Origin of the sequence: Longimicrobium sp. (assembly GCA_036377595.1) — a bacterium.
In the GTDB taxonomy this organism is placed as follows: domain Bacteria; phylum Gemmatimonadota; class Gemmatimonadetes; order Longimicrobiales; family Longimicrobiaceae; genus Longimicrobium.
Genome location: DASUYB010000105.1, coordinates 90758 through 108100 on the forward strand (window position 1 = coordinate 90758; position 17343 = coordinate 108100).

18 protein-coding genes are annotated in these 17343 nt (G+C 69.9%); 8 read left to right on the forward strand and 10 right to left on the reverse strand.

Annotated elements, in window-relative coordinates:
* The first annotated feature begins 90 nt into the window (after positions 1–90).
* On the forward strand, positions 91–453 hold the full coding sequence (locus VF092_17835; GenBank protein HEX6749162.1) for a 4a-hydroxytetrahydrobiopterin dehydratase: 363 nt from the start codon (positions 91–93) through the stop codon (positions 451–453).
* Between the two features lie 103 nt (positions 454–556).
* Here the strand turns inward: VF092_17835 and VF092_17840 are convergent, their stop codons facing one another.
* The gene (locus VF092_17840) at positions 557–970 is read right to left on the reverse strand and encodes a hypothetical protein (GenBank protein ID HEX6749163.1); all 414 of its coding nucleotides are present in this window, start codon (positions 968–970) and stop codon (positions 557–559) included.
* Between the two features lie 126 nt (positions 971–1096).
* Positions 1097–1846, reverse strand: a complete 750-nt coding sequence (locus VF092_17845; protein HEX6749164.1) for a hypothetical protein — start codon at positions 1844–1846, stop codon at positions 1097–1099.
* 286 nt (positions 1847–2132) lie between these two features.
* On the opposite strand from VF092_17845, the gene VF092_17850 reads away from it, so the two are divergent.
* On the forward strand, positions 2133–2543 hold the full coding sequence (locus tag VF092_17850) for an OsmC family protein (protein ID HEX6749165.1): 411 nt from the start codon (positions 2133–2135) through the stop codon (positions 2541–2543).
* Positions 2544–2693: 150 nt separating this feature from the next.
* Here VF092_17850 and mutY read toward each other — a convergent pair whose 3' ends face one another.
* The 4 genes from mutY to VF092_17870 all read right to left on the reverse strand — a co-directional run bounded on the left by mutY (position 2694) and on the right by VF092_17870 (position 6274).
* Positions 2694–3845 carry an A/G-specific adenine glycosylase gene (gene mutY, locus VF092_17855; protein HEX6749166.1) on the reverse strand — a complete coding sequence of 384 codons (1152 nt, stop codon included), beginning with the start codon at positions 3843–3845 and terminating at the stop codon, positions 2694–2696.
* Between the two features lie 30 nt (positions 3846–3875).
* On the reverse strand, positions 3876–4673 hold the full coding sequence (locus tag VF092_17860; protein ID HEX6749167.1) for a hypothetical protein: 798 nt from the start codon (positions 4671–4673) through the stop codon (positions 3876–3878).
* A 79-nt stretch (positions 4674–4752) separates the two neighbouring features.
* Positions 4753–4941 carry a hypothetical protein gene (locus VF092_17865; GenBank protein ID HEX6749168.1) on the reverse strand — a complete coding sequence of 63 codons (189 nt, stop codon included), beginning with the start codon at positions 4939–4941 and terminating at the stop codon, positions 4753–4755.
* 79 nt (positions 4942–5020) lie between these two features.
* Entirely contained in the window at positions 5021–6274 is a 1254-nt protein-coding gene (locus tag VF092_17870; protein HEX6749169.1) for an MFS transporter, read from the reverse strand.
* A gap of 165 nt (positions 6275–6439) precedes the next feature.
* Here VF092_17870 and VF092_17875 point away from each other — a divergent pair, with 165 nt between their 5' ends.
* Positions 6440–7738, forward strand: a complete 1299-nt coding sequence (locus VF092_17875) for a VWA domain-containing protein (protein ID HEX6749170.1) — start codon at positions 6440–6442, stop codon at positions 7736–7738.
* A 425-nt stretch (positions 7739–8163) separates the two neighbouring features.
* Positions 8164–9630, forward strand: coding sequence for a pyridoxal-dependent decarboxylase (locus tag VF092_17880; protein HEX6749171.1), 1467 nt, complete (start codon positions 8164–8166; stop codon positions 9628–9630).
* Between the two features lie 105 nt (positions 9631–9735).
* On the opposite strand, the gene VF092_17885 is transcribed toward VF092_17880, so the two are convergent.
* Positions 9736–12441 (reverse strand): DUF5916 domain-containing protein, encoded by a 2706-nt coding sequence (locus tag VF092_17885; GenBank protein ID HEX6749172.1) that lies wholly within the window; start codon positions 12439–12441, stop codon positions 9736–9738.
* A gap of 313 nt (positions 12442–12754) precedes the next feature.
* Between VF092_17885 and VF092_17890 the strand changes: the two genes are divergently transcribed.
* From VF092_17890 to VF092_17905, 4 genes are all read left to right on the forward strand, one after another.
* Positions 12755–12937, forward strand: coding sequence for a DUF1540 domain-containing protein (locus VF092_17890; GenBank protein ID HEX6749173.1), 183 nt, complete (start codon positions 12755–12757; stop codon positions 12935–12937).
* A 308-nt stretch (positions 12938–13245) separates the two neighbouring features.
* Positions 13246–14226: a hypothetical protein gene (locus VF092_17895; GenBank protein ID HEX6749174.1), complete on the forward strand. Its 981-nt coding sequence runs from the start codon at positions 13246–13248 to the stop codon at positions 14224–14226.
* A gap of 59 nt (positions 14227–14285) precedes the next feature.
* Entirely contained in the window at positions 14286–15197 is a 912-nt protein-coding gene (locus VF092_17900) for an aminoglycoside adenylyltransferase domain-containing protein (protein ID HEX6749175.1), read from the forward strand.
* A 3-nt stretch (positions 15198–15200) separates the two neighbouring features.
* The gene (locus VF092_17905; protein ID HEX6749176.1) at positions 15201–15359 is read left to right on the forward strand and encodes a hypothetical protein; all 159 of its coding nucleotides are present in this window, start codon (positions 15201–15203) and stop codon (positions 15357–15359) included.
* Positions 15360–15463: 104 nt separating this feature from the next.
* Here VF092_17905 and VF092_17910 read toward each other — a convergent pair whose 3' ends face one another.
* Genes VF092_17910 through VF092_17920 form a run of 3 tightly spaced genes read right to left on the reverse strand, consistent with a single transcriptional unit; the run spans position 15464 to position 17295 of the window.
* On the reverse strand, positions 15464–15748 hold the full coding sequence (locus tag VF092_17910) for a DUF427 domain-containing protein (GenBank protein ID HEX6749177.1): 285 nt from the start codon (positions 15746–15748) through the stop codon (positions 15464–15466).
* Between the two features lie 11 nt (positions 15749–15759).
* Positions 15760–16494 (reverse strand): hypothetical protein, encoded by a 735-nt coding sequence (locus tag VF092_17915; protein HEX6749178.1) that lies wholly within the window; start codon positions 16492–16494, stop codon positions 15760–15762.
* A 48-nt stretch (positions 16495–16542) separates the two neighbouring features.
* On the reverse strand, positions 16543–17295 hold the full coding sequence (locus VF092_17920) for a Nif3-like dinuclear metal center hexameric protein (protein HEX6749179.1): 753 nt from the start codon (positions 17293–17295) through the stop codon (positions 16543–16545).
* Between the last annotated feature and the right edge of the window lie 48 nt (positions 17296–17343).

Consider the following 17343-nt stretch of genomic DNA (forward strand, 5'->3'; position numbering starts at 1 on the left):
GAACACAGAGGAGTTCGTTGCTGTTCTCCGTGACCTCTGTGCCCTCTGTGAGAGAACTCCAGGATCGCCTGATCTTCGACGGAGGTGGAGATGACGGAGCTATCGACGGGGAAGTGCGAGCCGTGCCGCAAGGGCGCGCCCACGGTGACCGACGCCGAGGCGGCGGAGCTGATCGCGCAGCTGCCGGACTGGGGGATCGTGGACCGCGAGGGGATCAAGCGGCTGGAACGCGTGATCGCCTTCCCCGACTTCGCGTCGGCGCTGGCGTTCACCAACCGCGTCGGGGAGATCGCGGAGGAGGAGGGGCATCACCCCGCGCTGCTGACCGAGTGGGGCCGCGTGACGGTGACCTGGTGGACGCACAAGATCCGCGGCCTGCATCGCAACGACTTCATCATGGCCGCGAAGACGGACGAGGCGCTGCGCCACATGGAGGAGACGCGCCGGGAATAGAATCCATCTCCACGAAACTCGGCAGGGTCAGCGGAGAAACCGGCTGCGGTTCTCTGCTGACCCTGCTGACTCTGCGTGAGACCTGCCGTTTCTGACGGCTTCCTCAATCCCTCACGGTGACGTTCTGGTCGAGCACCGTCACGGTGCTCCCGGAGGTGCCGTCGGTCAGGATCAGGTGATAGGTGCCGCCGGACGGAACCGCCATCCGCGCGAAGTAGGTGAACCAGCGCGTGCCGCCGGTGCAGGCGCCCGTGGAGCCGCGGTTGATGGAGATCCGCAGGTCGTTGCCGGAGCGGTTGCCGTTGATGCGCACGCCCTGGTCCGCGCACGGCGTGTTGGCGTCGCCACGGACCACCACCAGCCCCGAGGTGTCGGTGTTGATGGTGGCGGGCGCGGGCGGCGTGGGCGCCGCGTCCAGCGGGGTGGCCGAGAACGAGAACTGGAAGGCGTCGCTGTCGGTGATGCTGCAGGCGGCGGCCGCCACCAGGCAGCCGAGCGCGAGGATGAGCTTCTTCACGGAATCGCTCCGGATCGCATGGGCGGAGTCGCACGGCGGTGGATTTCGCCGCGAGTACACCCGGGGGCAAGAGGAGTGCCCGGCCGCGAGCCACGGCCGGGCACGTGAATCTAAGGCACAGAACGCCTAACGCACGCCCACCGAGACACCCACGTGGAAGGTCAGCAGGTTGGTCTCGCTCTCCACCGGGTGCAGGGTGATGGAGCCGTCGGGGTTGTCGGTGATGTCGCCGTGGCGCAGGTACCGCGCGACGCCGTTGTGGCGGTAGGTCAGCCCCAGGTCGACGGAGACCGGGTTGCTGCGTCGGCTGACGGGGATGTACAGCCCCGCCCCGCCGCCGTACGCGAACGACGCGTCGTCGAAGTTCGTGGTGCTGGCGAAGCTCTCGCCGCTCGAGGTGCCGGCCACGCGCGACTCGGTGAAGATGTAGCTCACCCCCGCGTAGCCGTTCGCATACGGCCGCAGCGCGCCGGTGGGCAGCCCGATCTGCGGCCCCACGCCCACGAAGGCGATGTTGTTGTCGGTGACCAGGTCCACGCTCACCCGCCCGCCGATGGTGGGGCTCAGCAGCACCCGCTGCCGCTCGTGCCCGTAGTTCACCAGCCCGGCGTCGGCGCGCAGCCCCAGCCACCCGCCCTGGTCCAGCCGCAGCAGGTAGTGGATGCTGCCGCCCCATCCCTCGTCGATGAAGTTGCTGAACTCGCCCTGCGGCTGCGCGAAGGTCAGCTCGCCGCCCAGGTAGCTGCGCGGCAGGCCCAGCTCGCGGTAGTCGCGCTCGTCGTCGCGGTCGTGGTGGTGATGTCGGTGCTGCGCCGCCAGCGGGCGCGTAACCAGCGCCGCCGCGGCGGCAACCAAGAGGAGGTTCCGGATGCGCATGATCGGCCTCGTGTCGTTCGGTGTGGCGTCGCGGGCCCGGGGACGGCCCGCTCTGGAGGATGATTGCGAGCAACCGCGGTGCCTCGCGCGTACCGGATTGCATGCGATTGCGCCGCATCCACTTAGCTTGCGGACGGCGGAAGGGCGGGGGGATGGAGATGACCGCGCGGGAGGACACTTCGCCGTCCGTTCCAAGGATGCGGCGGGACGGCCGGCGGCGGTAGATTGAGGAAGATCTGATTCGGCCCGCGGAGATCAGCGGGCGTCACGCGAATGGAGGATGGCGATGGCGGTGGAGATCAGCGGCACCTACACGGGCAACCTGAAGATGGAGCTGACGCACGGGCCCTCGGGCACGCCGCTGGTGACGGCGGCGCCGCGCGACAACATGGGCGACGGCAGCTCGTTCTCACCCACCGACCTGCTGGCGGCGTCGCTGGGGTCGTGCATGGTGACGACCATGGCCATCGTCGCGCGCCGCGAGGGCATCCCCTTCGAGCGCGCGGACTTCGTGCTGCAGAAGCACATGACGCCGCAGCCGCCGCGCCGCGTAGACGCCATCCCCGTCACCATCCGCCTTCCCGCCTCGCTCACCCCCGAGCAGCGCGCGAAGCTGGAGGAGGCCGCGCGCACCTGCCCGGTGCACCGCAGCCTCCTCCCCGAGATCCGCCGCGAGGTCGAGTTCGTCTACGAGTAGAGCCGTCTACGCGTGGAGGCCCGCCCGACGTCATCCTGAGGCCGGCCAGGCCGTAATCGGCGTCGGCACAAGAGCTTGCAGGCCGAAGGATCTATCGCCGCGCCGGCACGGGATTCTGCGAAGCGGCGCCGAATCTCCCGCCGGCACCGGTCACGCCGCGCTGGCGCCCGCCATCTGCGCGATCGCCAGCGCGGCGATCCGCTGCTGGGCTTTCGGCAGCGCGTACCTCACCACCTCGTCCGGCGCCGCCCAGGCGAACCCGTCGTAGCGCAGCGGCGCCGGCTCGCCGCCGGTCCACGCGCAGCGCACGGCGTGATACGTCGCGCGCACGTGCGTGAAGACGTGGTCCACCGTCCCGATCTCCTCCCTCGCGGCGACGGCGATCCCCAACCCCTCGCGCGCGGCGCGCCCCGCGGCATCCGCCACCGTCTCCCCGCGATGGCGGACGACGTGGGGGAACGCCCACATCCCACCCAGCCGCACGTCCACGGGGCGGCGGACGAGCAGGAGCCTCCCCTCGTGCTCGACGACGGCGACGGCGGTGTCCTCGTGCGGCAGCGGCTTCGCCTTCTTCGGCGCGGGCCGCTGCTCCTGCGTCCCCCGCATCCGCGCGAGGCAGAGGCTGGCTACGGGGCACGTGCCGCACGCCGGCTTGCGCGGGGTGCAGACGGTGGCGCCCAGCTCCATCAGCGCCTGGTTCAGATCCCCGGGTGCGTCACCGAGCGAAACCATCTCCGCCGCCATCCCCCAAAGCTCCGCGTCCGTGGGCTCGGCGAGGTCCATCCACCGCGCGAACACGCGGCGCACGTTGCCGTCGACGACCGGCTCCGCCCGGCCGAACGCGATCGACGTCACCGCGCCCGCCGTGTACCGCCCGACGCCCGAAAGCGCGCGGAAGGTCGCCGGATCGCCGGGGACCTCGCCGCCGTGCCGGGCGACGACCTCCTGCACCGCGCGGTGGAAGTTGCGGGCGCGCGAGTAGTAGCCGAGGCCCTCCCACTGCTTCAGCACGTCGTCGAGCGGCGCGCCGGCCAGCGCCCGGAGCGTGGGGAAGCGCTCCAGCCACCGCGCGTAGTAGCGCAGCACCGTCTCCACGCGCGTCTGCTGCAGCATCACCTCCGACAGCCACACGTGGTATGGGTCCGGCGCCTCCCCGACACCCGCGCGCCACGGCAGGTCGCGGCGGTGCGCGCGGTACCACGCCAGCAGCCGCGCACGCAGCTCGGCGAGGGCTTCACCGGCAGAGAGATCGTGCTCGGCAGAGGGGGTCGTGCCGCTCTTTTGTGGAATCGAACGAGTCAAGAGAATGCGGATGCCGTTTGCTGCCTGAGATCACGCGTCGCGACGCAGTCGTTCGGTGATCTTCGCGTCCACCGCCGCGAGCGTAGCCGGATCGATCGTGACGTCGGTGAGCTCGATTTGCTTCCCGAGCCACGTCAGCGGGTTCCGGCTCTTCTTCCATTCCTCCGTAAGAGAGATGACGGCAGCGGTTTCCAACAGGGGTACGGAGAGGGGAAGCGAGTCGAACCACGGTTTGCGTTCGGGAAGCACATCCCATTCGGTGACTTCGAGCTCCTCGATTCCCCCTGCCGTGGCAACGAGACGATCGACCACCGGCACGACCACCTGGAATCTGCGCTGGCGGCTGTAGCCGTGCGAGGTGAGCACGACCCCGAACCGGAAGCCGGCCTCATGATCCACGACGCGCGCCAGGCGTCCACGTACGCTTCCATCACCCGGCTCGGCGATTCCCTCCCCGATGCCCACCGCCTGAAGCACGCTGCCGCGAACCGAGCGCACATGATCGGTGCAGGAAAACTGCGATGTCTTCAACAGCCCGGCGAGCTGAGGGACGAGCCGGCTGGTGATCACATAGCTGGCATGGTCCCTCGGCTGCGACCTGTCCTGGAGCACGTAGCCCGCGCAGCCGTACACGGTCAGCTCGGTCGCCTTCGTGCTCATGTGGGCCAGCGTTCCCAACACGTGCGGATCCGCAGTGGGATCGCAGCGATTCACCAGGAAATGAGGCCGGTTCTTCAGGTCGTCGCCAGGGCGCTCCACTCCGGGGATGAAGAAGATGTGCCCGGCCGGACGCGTCTGCATTTCCGAGAAGATGCTTCCGGGTCGCATGTGGCCTCCCCGATCTGGAAATGAAAACGGCCGGGATCGAGATGATCCCGGCCATGTCGATATCGAGCTCGTCGCGCAGCTATCGCTTGCGCCTTGGCCGGTTCGCATGGTACGCACGCAGATGCGCGAACGCCTCCTTCTGCGCGGCGTAGAAGGCCTGAATCTCCTCCGGCGAAACCTCGGTTTCCTGTTCCGCCGTCACAGCCATTTTCCCAGCCACGGGATCGGAGGATGGCGGAGACATGGGCGGGGATTCGATCGGCTTCATCGATACTCCAGAATGCTCGTGGTACACAGAATGAACATAATACCACCTCTCGTGGCTGGTCAACCGGCAGCGGAGACGGCTACCGCGCGTTGGCCAGCTCCGGCACGCGCCACGCGGCGAACAGCAGGATCGCGGCGAGCAGCACGGCGCCCATCTGCAGCTCGCCGGGGGCGCCGATCCACTTCGACACCGCGCCGGCCTGCAGCGCACCCAGCGGCGCCGTCCCCACGAACATGAAGATGTACACCGACATCACCCGGCCGCGCAGGCGGTTGGGCACGATGGACTGCAGCAACGCGTTCGCGTTGGCGTTGTTCAGGATCATCGTGAACCCCACGAACGCCAGCAGCGCCAGCGACAGCGCGAACGAGCGGGAGAGCGAGAACGCGAAGATCGCCGCGCAGAAGCTGAGCGATCCACCCAGCATCACCCGCCCGCGGCGGAAGCGGTCGCCGATGGCGGCCAGCACCAGCCCGCCGACCAGCGCGCCCGCTCCGGTGGCCGCCAGCAGCGCGCCGAGGCCCTTCGCCCCCACGTGCAGGATGTCGCGCGCGAACACGGGCATCAGCATCACGTACGGGAAGCCGAGCACCGACATCGCCGCGATCAGCCACACTAGCGTGCGGATCACCCGCACCGAGCGGATGTAGGCCAGGCCCTCGCGGATCGTCTCCAGCGTGCCCTCGCGGCGCTCCGGCGCGCGGAACGCGGGAAGGCGGATCGCCATCAGCCCGGCGATCACGAACACGTACGACGCGGCGTTCGCGTAGAAGCACGCCGCCGTCCCCGCGATCCCGATCACCCACCCCGCGATGGCCGGGCCCATGATCCGCGTGGCGTTGAACTGCGCCGAGGTCAGCGCGATCGCGTTCGGCAGGTCCTCCCTCCCCACCAGGTCCACGAAGAACGACTGGCGCGTGGGCACCTCGAAGGCGTTCGCCGTCCCCAGCGCGAACGAGATCGCCAGCAGGGCGGGATAGGTGATCCACTCCGTCGAGGTGAGGACGCCCAGCAGCAGCGCCAGGATGCCCGCGATCGCGTTGGCCCAGACGATGATGCGGCGCTTGTCGGCGCGGTCGGCCACGGCGCCGGCGTAGAGCGAGAACAGGAAGGTGGGAAGCGAGCCGACGGCGGTGACCACGCCCAGCAGCAGCTCGGAGTTGGTCAGGTTCAGCACCAGCCACCCCTGCGCCGTGGACTGCATCCACGTGCCGACCAGGGACAGGAACTGCCCGGCGTAGAAGAGCTGGAAGTTGCGGTGCCGCAGCGCCGCGAACGCGCCCGCACGCACCGGCGCCTCGGCCGGCTCCGCGGGCGCGTCGGGAAGCGCCACGGGCGGCGACCTCTCGGGGCCACCGTCCGCAAGGAGATCGAAGTCAGGCAGGGCCGCGTCCGCGCGCCCCTGCTCGTCGTAGTCCGCCAGGATGCCTCACTTCAACACTGCGGGAACGGGGCTTATCTTACCAAGACGAGACCCTTCCGCGCCACCGGAGGCCGCATGCGCTTTACCCGTTACGGCAAGTACACCGGGAACCTGGCCGACGCGCTGAACCTGCAGTCGCTGCTGGACCAGCTGTCGGACTTCCTGCTGCAGAGCGGCTTCGCGGGCGGGCAGATGTACCACCCGTACTGGGGCGAGTTCGGCGACGACGACGACCGCTCGCTCGACTCGCTCAAGGACGCGCTCCTGCACGCGCTGCTGGAGAGCGGGATGCTGACGCCCGAGATGGTGGACCAGCTGCGCGGCGACGCCGAGCCCGACGAGGAGGTGCGCCAGCAGATCGCCGACCTGCTCGACCGGCTGATCGAGCGGATGGTGGAGGAAGGCTACCTCAAGCTCGACGCGCCCCCGCAGATGCCCGGCGCGTACGAGGAGATGGAGCCCGGGCACGGCAAGCTCGACGACGCGCGCGAGGCGGCGCGGCAGGTGGAGTTCAGTCTGACGGGGAAGGGGATCGACTTCCTCGGCTGGCGTACGCTGCGGCACCTCCTCTCCGCGATGGGGAAGAGCAGCTTCGGCTCGCACGAGACGCCGCACCTCGCCACGGGGGTGGAGGTGGAGGCCGCCAGCCGCCCGTACGAGTTCGGCGACGTGATGAACCTCGACATCCCCGCCACCCTCAAGAGCGCGCTGGCGCGCGAGGGGCTGCGGGGGGATGGGACCATCCCGCTGGAGTACGGCGACCTGCACGTGCACCAGGCCGAGTACCGCTCCAGCTGCGCCACGGTACTGCTGCTGGACACCAGCCACAGCATGATCCTGTACGGCGAGGACCGCTTCACGCCGGCCAAGAAGGTGGCGCTGGCGCTCACGCACCTGATCCGCACGCAGTTCCCCGGCGACACGCTGAAGGTGGTGCTCTTCGGCGACGACGCGCACGAGATCCCCATGGGCCAGCTTGCGCACGCGCAGGTAGGTCCGTTCCACACCAACACCGCGGCGGGGCTCAAGCTGGCCCGGCGGCTCCTCCTGGCGCAGAACAAGGACATGCGCCAGATCGTGATGATCACCGACGGAAAGCCGTCGGCCATCACCATGGGCGACGGGCGGATCTACAAGAACTCGATGGGGCTGGACCAGCTGGTGCTGCGCGAGACCTTCCGCGAGGTGGGCGCCTGCCGCAAGAGCGGGATCCTGATCAACACATTCATGCTGGCCCGCGACCCGTACCTGGTGGCGTTCGTCAACCAGGTGTCGGCCATCGCGCGCGGGAAGGCGTACTTCACCAGCACGATGACGCTCGGCCAGTACATCATGCGCGACTTCCTCCGCCGCAAGACGCGCCGCGCGGGGTGAGAGGAGATCGGGATTCGGGCCCCGGCGGATTCATCACCGCCGGGGCTTGTTGCGTTCGGCCTGCATCCGCGCGGCCGCGGGCGGCCCCCTCGCCCCGACCCCCTCTCCCCCGCTGCGCGGGAGCGGGGGAGCACTCCGCGCCTGATTCAGACACTGCACTGAGTTCTCCCCTCCCCTGCGCAGCGGGGGAGGGGCCGGGGGAGGGGGCCACAGCCGGCGGCCACGCGAAGTCCCGCCACCCGCACTGATGCCTGTCCGGCTACCTCTCCCGGTACGGGAGAAGTGGACGGCCTAAGCCGGCCGGAGAGGGCGCGCACCATCCACCGCAACATCCGGGTGGCCGCCTCCGCTCGCGTCGCGTACTCTACGCGCTCGCCCGCGGCATCCCTCCGCGCCCGCTCTCCGCCCGACTCCCGCGCGACGCGATGAACGACGAATCTCCCGAGCACACCCTCGATCCCGCGGACTGGGACGAGTTCCGCGTGCTCGCGCACCGCATGGTCGACGATACCGTCACCCATCTGTCGTCGCTCCACGACCTCCCCGCGTGGAAGCCGATGCCCGACGCGGTGCGCCACTCCTTCCCCGAGCCGCTGCCGGTGGAGGGCGAGGGCGCCGCGGCCGCGTACCGCGACTTCGTGGAGCGCGTGCGCCCGTATCCCAACGGCAACCTGGGCCCGCGCTTCTGGGGATGGGTGCAGGGGAACGGCACCCCGCTGGCCATGATGGCGGAGATGCTGGCCTCCGCGCTCAACCCGCACCTGGCCGGCTTCGACCAGGCGCCCGCGCTGGTCGAGAAGCAGGTGATCGCCTGGCTGGCGGAGCTGATGGGCTTTCCCGCGGACGCGTCGGGCGTGCTCGTGGCCGGCGGCACCATGGCCAACATCCTGGGTCTCGCCGTGGCCCGCCACGCGAAGGCGGGCTTCGACCTGCGCGCCGAGGGGCTGCAGGGCGGCCGCCCGCGCATGACCGTCTACGGCTCGGCGGAGACGCACGGCTGGATCACCCGCGGCGTCGAGCTGCTCGGCCTCGGCCGCGCCTCGTTCCGCGCCATCCCCGTCGACGCGGCCGACCGCGTCGACGTGGACGCGATGCGCGACGCCATCCGCGCGGATCGATCCGCCGGCCATCACCCGTTCTGCGTGATCGGCACGGCCGGGACGGTCAACACCGGCGCCATCGACGATCTCCGCGCCCTCGCCGCGCTCTGCCGCGAGGAGGGGCTGTGGTACCACGTCGACGGTGCGTTCGGCGCGCTGGTCCGCATCTCCCCCGATCTCGCGCCGCTGGTGGCGGGGATGGAGGAGGCGGACTCGCTCGGCTTCGACCTGCACAAGTGGATCTCGCTCCCCTTCGAGGCCGCCTGCGTGCTGGTGCGCGACGCGGAGGTGCACCGCGACGCCTTCTCCCTCACCGCCAGCTATCTCGCGGAGACGGCGCGCGGGGCCATCGCCGGCGGGCTCCCGTTCGCCGAGCTGGGGGTGGACCTCACGCGCAGCTTCAAGGCGCTGAAGGTGTGGATGTCGCTGAAGGCGCACGGCGTGCGCGCGCACGCGCGGCTGATCGAGCAGAACGTCGCCCAGGCGCGCTACCTGGCGGACCTGGTCGAGGCGGACCCGTCGCTCGAGCTGCTGGCGCCGGTCGCGCTGAACGTGGTCTGCTTCCGCTACGCGCCCGCGGGCATGCCCGAGGAGCGATTGAACGCCGTCAACGAGGAGATCCTGCTGCGCGTGCAGGAGGCGGGGATCGCGGTGCCGTCGGGAACGCTGGTGCGCGGCCGCTACGCCATCCGCGTGGCCAACGTGAACCACCGCAGCCGCCGCGCCGACTTCGAGCTCCTCGCGCGCTCCGTCGCCCGCATCGGCCGCGAGGTCGTCTCAGCGGAGACATAACAGATTTTATCTCACGCAGAGTTAGCAGGGTCAGCAGAGAAGCTGCAGCTTTTCTCTGCTGACCCTGCTGACTCTGCGTGAGATAAATCTTCTAAAGACCCAGGCTCAGAGATTCAGCCAGTAGTTGAACTTCACCAGCAGCACGTTGGTGCCGGGCGAGCGGGCGCTGTCGAACAGCCGGCCGAAGTCGCGCCCGAAGCGGAAGCGGCCGCTGGGCTCGAAGTTCTCGCGCCCATGGCTCCACACCACGTAGAACGTCGAGCCGGGGCGGTACTCCCAGCGCAGCACCGTGTTCGTGCGCAGCGCCTTGTAGTTGAAGTCCGGCTGCCCGAATGAGAAATCCGCCGTGCCGTCGCCGTCGCGGTCCACCGAGTAGACGCCATCCTCCAGCGACAGCGCGCTGCCGAACATGCTGAAGCGGTCGTCGAAGTCGTGCGCCTTCGGGTCCGTCACCTCCTTCAGCCCGCCGTACTCGCCCGTGGCCACGAACGGCTGCGCGTAGAAGTCCAGCGTCAGCTTGGGCGTGAACGCGTAGCTCGCGCGCGTGGTCAGCGACACCGAGTGCTGGCGGATGTCGGAGAACACGTAGTGCGGATCGCCCGCGTCGTCGAGCGCCGTGGCCACGTAGATCCACGGGTCGCGCCCCCAGCTCACGCTCGGGCCCGCGGACACGCGCAGCCGCGCGCCGGCGCGCAGCGTCAGGTCCGTTCCCACGCTCCAGTTCTTGCCCACGGTGCTCCACTCGTTGTAGCCGTCGAACCAGATGTCGCCGGAGATGCGCTTGCGGCCGTCGCTGTTGATCCCCGCGTTGTAGTGCGTGTACGCCGGCCCGATGAACGCCGGCCCGCCGCGCAGGATGTCGGTGCGCAGCGCGGGGAACTCGGTGTCGTTTCCCCACCAGGCGCTCCAGTTGTTCTGCAGCGCGAAGAAGCCGTTGGTATTCATCCCCGTGGTCAGCCGCTCGCCCGCGAAGTTGTAGCCGTTCCAGGCGTTGAAGTTCACGTTCCAGTTGCGGAACACCTTCCCCGGCTCGAAGTGGTTCCACCCGATCCATCCCCCCTGCAGGAACCAGTTGGTGCTGCGCTGGAACCCCAGGTCGTTCATCTCCAGCCCCGGCGAGCGCGCGTGCGCGTACAACCCGCCGCGCAGGTGGCCGCCCGCCTCCTTCTCGACCTTCACGTCCGCCAGCCACCCGCCCAGCGAGGTGCGCGTGGGGTCGAACTGCACGTCGCTGGCGTCCGGCCGCTGGAAGTAGTGCCCGGGCGAAAGCTGGATGCGCGAGATGGCGTCCGTGCTCCCCCGCACCAGCGTGCCCAGCACCGACGCCCGCACCTCGTAGTTGCCGCCGCCGAAGCGGTGCCGCCCGTCTACCCCGGCCAGGAACGCGTCGCGAGTCAGGAGAGAGAGCCGCGAATCGCTCCCGTCCAGGTCGCGCGCCGTGGCGGTGACGATGGCGCCCACGGCGCTCTGTCCCCCATGGAAGTCCTGGATCACCCGGCCCACGAAGTAGTTGGTCAGCGGCTCGACGATCGCGCTGCGCTCGCTCCCGCCCGCGTCCATGAAGCGCGTTTCCTCGCGCGCGGTCAGCGCGTTCAGGATGCCGATGGAGAGCCCGCCGGCCGTCTTTCCGCTGATCTTGGCGGCGCCCAGGATGGTGGTGTTCTGCGGCCGCTCCGACCAGTCGGCGGCGGGGTCGGCGGCCTGCGGCGCGCGCCCCAGCCGCCGCGAGTAGAACGGCTGGTCGTTGCCGAAGCCGCCGCTGCGCACCCAGTAGGGGAAGCTCACCCCGAAGCGGAAGATGTCGGACCCCTCGGTGAAGAACGGCCGCCGCTCCGAGAAGAAGGTCTCGAACGCGGTCAGGTTCACCTGGCTGGGGTCGGCCTCCACCTGGCCGAAGTCGGGGTTGATGGTGGCCGTCAGCGTCAGGTTCGAGGTCAGCCCGTACTTGATGTCGGCACCCATCCCGCCCACGGCCTGGTTGCTCGAGTAGAACGGGTCGCCCGGACGGTTGGGCGCGCGCGTCAACCGGCCCAGCGTGTACGGCAGCACCTCGAGGCGGCGTCCGGAGTGGAGGCCGGTGATCCCGCTCACCTCGCCGAACTGCGACACGAAGCCGTTGCGGTCGGGGCGGACCGGCGCCCAGTCGTCGGTCTCGCTGCGCCGCGCGATGTCGCGGATCACCTGGAACCCCCACGTCTGCCCGGCGTCGCCCCCCGCGCGGGAGCTGAAGCGAAGCTGCGACAGGGGGATGCGGTACTCGGCCGACCATCCGGCGCTGTCCACCTTCGTGGCCACCTCCCACACCGCGTCCCACCCCACGTCCTCGTTGTAGTCGTTGGAGTGGAACACGTCCTTCTGCACGCCGGCCGGGTTCGCCGAGAAGCGGAAGGCCGTCCGCTTGTCGTTGTAGCTGTCGATGATCACGTGGATCCACTCGCTCGACACCCCGCCCAGGTCGCGCCGGCCCACCGGCGCCACGATCGAGTCGGGGTGGGGATCGAACGCACGGACCGCCACATAGATGGCCGCATCGTCGTACGCCACCCGCGCCTCGGTGCGCAGCGTGGCGGGCGCACCGGGGTTCGGTCTGCGCTGGATGAAGTCGCCGAGCGGCTGCGCCTGCGTCCACGCCGCGTCGTCCAGCACGCCGTCCAGCTTTGGCGCCTCGCCGGTGATGCGCAGCGCCGTCGCGGGCTTGCGCGCCTCGGCGGCGGCCGTCGCCGTTGTGCGCGCGGCCTGCTGCGACTGCGCGGCCACGATCGCGGGAGTGTAGAGGAGGAGCAGCGCGGGGAGGGCAATTCGGAACCACATGGTCACATCTCCAACGCTGGGGAGTGGACCCGCCCGATCCGCGTCCGCGGAGGGGGCGATAGGGAGGGTGGGCACCACGACTGGTGCGGTTTGGATGCGCGACGCCCGCGCAGGGTTGGAATCCTGGGTGGACGTGGTTGATGATGTTAATTTTCTAGCAGAGAAAGCGCCATTAGGACGACGTTAAATTCTTAGCACCTTCTGGAGCGCCAATTGAGAACCTCTCTCAAGTGCTTGTCAAACCGTTGTTTACGGGAATATTGGTCCAGATGTTGCTCTACTGCTGGCCGAACTCTCAACCGAGGAGGCTCGGATGCAGAACCCCCAGGAACGTCCGCAGGCGCACACTTCGGTGGTCGGTGCATGCACGGTGACGGACTGCCGGTTCAACGAGAACCATGAGTGCCACGCCGGCCAGATCGAGGTGCGCGTGGGCCCCGACGGCGCCCATTGCGCCACCTACACCCCCGAAGCCTCCAACCGCCCGCGCCCGTAACGGCAGCATCGGTTGATCGGGATCAGGGCCCTCGTCCGAGGGCCCTTTCGTTTTGTGGGATGGATCATGGCCCCCGACAAGACGTCATCCTGAGGGAGGCGCCGCCCCACCATCGGCGCCCATACCGAATCCTGGCGCCGACCGAAGGATCTATAACCGCGTCAACACGATAGCCAGTCATCCCGCGCCCGGTTCCCAGTGTCGGACGAAATCGCGTCGATTGCGATCGAGAATCCCAACCTCAACCCTTACGTGAGACTCTCATCTCCATTAGATTCTTTGAGAACCGTTCTCAACAGCATACCTAAATGAGCCTCCAGACCGCGGCGAGCACCTTCCGGCAGATCTCCGAGATCGAGCGGGGCGAGCGCGCCCGACGCGCGGCCACGGGGGCGCTGGCGCTCGCCTGCGTGGAGCGCGCGCGCGCCGGCGAGCTCGACGAGTTCAGCCTCCTCCGCGCCCGCCGCGAGGCCGAGGTGCTGGAGAAGTCGCCCGAGAAGTCGATCCTCCTCCGCCTGCTGATCCTGGCCGAGGCCGCCGAGCTCGACCAGCCGCGCGTGGCCAGGTCGCTCGTCTCGTACGCCTGCGAGTTGGAGCGCACCCGCCGCCTTCCCGAGGCCGATGCGGCGGTCACGCTGGCCTTCGCGCTGGACGGCGCCGGGTCTTCTACCGCACTCCACGCCGCCCGCCTCGCCCGCAAGCTGGGTGACCGCGAGCGGGCGCTGGCGCTGTACTGCGCTGCGCGCGAGCTGGACGGCGGCAGCGGCGCCATCGCGCGCCTGGCACACGTGGGCGAGGCGGTCGTATCGGACGATCCCGTGCGCGCGCTCGGCCGCGCCATCCGCCGCGCGCTGCAGGCGGGCGACGCGGAGGCCGCCGCCGTCGGGCTCGAGGAGCGCGCCGCCGCCCGCCGCAGGGCGGGGGACCGCCGCGGCGCCGCGCGCGACCTGGTGCTGGCCGCCGCACGCTTCGCCGACGCCGTCGACCGCGCGCGCGTGGCCCACGACCTCGCCGGCGTGACCCTGGCGTCCGGCGATGCCGCCGCGGCCGGCGAGGCGCTGCAGCTGGCCCTCGCCTGGGGCGACGCGCCGCAGCAGGACCACGCCCGCACGCGCCTGCACACGCTCGCGCGCGACCTGGGCGACCAGGTGGGGATGCGCCGCTGGCGCTCGTTCAAGCGCCCGCCGCTCGTCTCCATGTCCGCGTACCGCCCGGCGCCCACCGCGCGCTCGCTCGCCCCGCGCCTCCTGCGCTGGCGCGAGTCGCTGGAGATGGCGAACGCGGGCTGACGGACGCCGCCGGCACGATCCTCTTGGCGCGGGAGCGATCCCGCGCTTTTCTTTGTTGCATGCTCTCCATCCAGCCCGCCCTCGGCGACACCGATCTCCCGACTGAGCCCGGCCCACCCGCGCGCCCGCAGTCCTGGCCCGCGTGCGACGCCGACGTCCGCGCGTGGGTCGATGCGACTGTCGACGCGCTGCGCCGCCATCTCGCCCGCGAGCTGACCGGCATCTACCTTCACGGCTCGCTGGCCACCGGCGCCTACCGCCGCCCCAAGAGCGACGTCGACCTGATCGTCATCGTCCGCGAGCATCCGGACGACGATCGGCTCCGCGCGCTCGCCGGCGAGCTGGCCGCGCTGCACGAGCGCCGCCCGAGCACCGGCGAGCTCGAGCTGCGGATCGTCCGTGACGCCGACGTCCGCCCGTTCGCCAGCATGGCGCCCGGCTTCCTCGCCTTCAGCCCCGGCCGCGGCGACTGGATCGGCCGTAACGAGGTGCCGCAACCCGGCCTCCCGAACCTGGAGCTCGCCTCCGTCGCCGCCGCGGCGCGCGAGCGCGGCATCGCGCTGCACGGCCCGCCGCCGCGCGAAGGAATCGCGCCCGTGCCGTGGGCCGCGTACGTCGCGTCGGTGATGGACGACTTCGCGTGGATCGTGGAAGGCGAGCACGTGCTGGTCACCCCGTTCTACGCGGTGCTCAACCTCTGCCGTACGCTCGCGATGCTGACGGAGGGGGAGGGAAGCCTTCTCGTGGACAAGGAAGAGGGCGCGCGGTGGGCGCTCGCGCATCTCCCGCCCGAGCATCACCCCGTCATCTCCCGCGCGCTCGCCGCCTACGTTTCGAGCGACGAGGTCACGGCCGAGCAGCGCCGCACCGCAGGGCTGCGCTGGGACCGCGCGCCGCTCCTCGCGTTCCGAGACTTCGCGGCGGCCGAGGCTGCGCGCCTCGGCTTCTCGTCATATCTCAACCAGGGATAGATCGTGGAGAAACTCTTCTGGTTCATCGGCGCCTCGCTCGGCGGGTGGCTTGGCTGGGTGCTCGGCGAGCGGATGGGGATCATGGCCGCGGTGCTGCTCAGCGCCGTCGGGACGGGCGTTGGCATTTATGCCGCCCATCGTATCATCCGTGACTACTTCTGAAGCTGAGATGCTTGGCCGAGCCAATGATCTTTTTCTTAGAAGCAGTAACGGCGCACGTCCTTGGGGTGCGCCGTTATCCGTAACTTCCCTTGTAAGTCTAGAGCTTACCGCTCAACCTGCACGCCTCGCCAGAACGCGATGTGTCCGGCGATGTTGCTCGCCGCGAGCTTCGGATCTGGATAATACCACGCTGCGTCCTTGTTCTCGCGTCCGTCTACCACTACCGAGTAGTAGCTCGCCGTGCCCTTCCACGGGCAGATGGTGTGCGTCTGGCTCTCCCGCAGGTACTCGCGCTTCACCGCATCTTCAGGGAAGTAGACGTTTCCCTCGACCACCTCGTATTCGTCGCTCTCGGCGATCACCGCGCCATTCCAGCTCGCCTTCGCCATCACGCCTCCGTTCAGGGGTTGCCCACGATCCGCCCGGCCGTCGCCACCGCCGAGTCGAGCGCGGCGTACGGCCGCACCGTTCCCGACGGATCCAGCACGAACGCGCGCTCCGGCATCGGCGCGTCTCCCTGCTGGAGCTGGACGGCTGTCGCAACCAGTGAGCCATCGGGTTGCCCGGCCCAGTCGCGGAGCTCGAAGCCGTCCGGCAGCACCCGGCGCAGCCCGCGGCCGTCGAGCCCCGTCACGTACAGGCTGCGCCGGTCGCGGTCGTCGACGCGGCGGTCGCCGTTCGCGTCCTCCATCGCCGCCTCGTAGACGATCCACCGCAGCGAATCGTCCGACATGCCGTCGCCCGGAAAGCGTACGTGCGCGAGGTACCCGGGCCGGTCGAGCAGCAGCCGCGCGCCATCCCCATCCAGGAATGCGACGTTCACCGCCGGGGCCTCCGCCGCGCGCGTGCTCGACGACGTGTTGCGGTAGGTGTATCCCGTTCCCCGCCGGATCACGACGATGCGCGTCGCCGACCCGCGGACCGGCTGCGGCGGATCGTAGCGCAGCGGCGCGCGCTCGTCCTTCGCCTCCGTCCGCGATGCCGGAGCGGAGTCCGCCTTCCCGCCGCCCATCCCGGCAAGCCCGGCGACGAGCGCGAAGACACCGCCGGTCACGAGCATCGCCAGGAGAACGACGCCGTTGATCAGCCACACCCAGCGCAGCCATCGGTCGACGCGCGGCGTCATCTCAGGCATTCGGAGTACCGTTGCGGCTCGGGAGAGGAGAATCGATGGGGAAGGGGATTACAACCCGCTCGGGTGGTCGATGAACGTCCACTCGAAGCCGAACTTTTCCGCCAGGTGCGCCGCCAGCGCGCGCACGCCCCACGTCTCGGTGGCGTAGTGCCCGCCCAGGAGCAGGTTGATCCCCCCCTCCTCGGCGTCGAAGAAATTGTGGTGCCGCGCCTCGCCGGTCAGGAACGCGTCCAGCCCGGCGTCCGCCGCGGCCGCGATCTCGTCCGCCCCGCCGCCGGTGATCACCCCCGCGCGGCGGATCCGCTCCGGGCCACCGGGCACCAGCTTCACCGGCCCGCCCAGCGCGCGTTCCGCCCGCTCGCGCAACTCGTCGCGGGTGACGTCCAGCTCGCCCCACACGCCCACCGGCGTCCCCTTGTACTCGCCGAACGTGCCGCGCGGCTCGATCCCCAGCTCGCGCGCCAGCACGGCGTTGTTGCCGACCTCCGGGTGCACGTCCAGCGGCAGGTGCGCCGCGTATACCGCCAGCTCCGCGTCCAGGATCGCCTTCAGCCGCCGGTAGCGCCGACCCGTCACCGGCCGGTTTCCGTCCCAGAACAGCCCGTGGTGCACCAGCAGCAGGTCCGCGCCCCACGCCACCGCCGCGTCGATCGACGCCTGCGCCGCGTCTACCGCGCACGCCACCCGCCCGATCTCCCGCGGCGAATCCACCTGCAGCCCGTTCAGCGCGCCGCTCCAGTCCGGCACCTCGCGGACGCGCAGGTAGGTGTCGAGATAGTCCGTAAGCTCGTCCAGTCGCATGCGGCGCTTGAGGTATGGGTGCTTCCCACAAACAGGTGGAAAACTCGG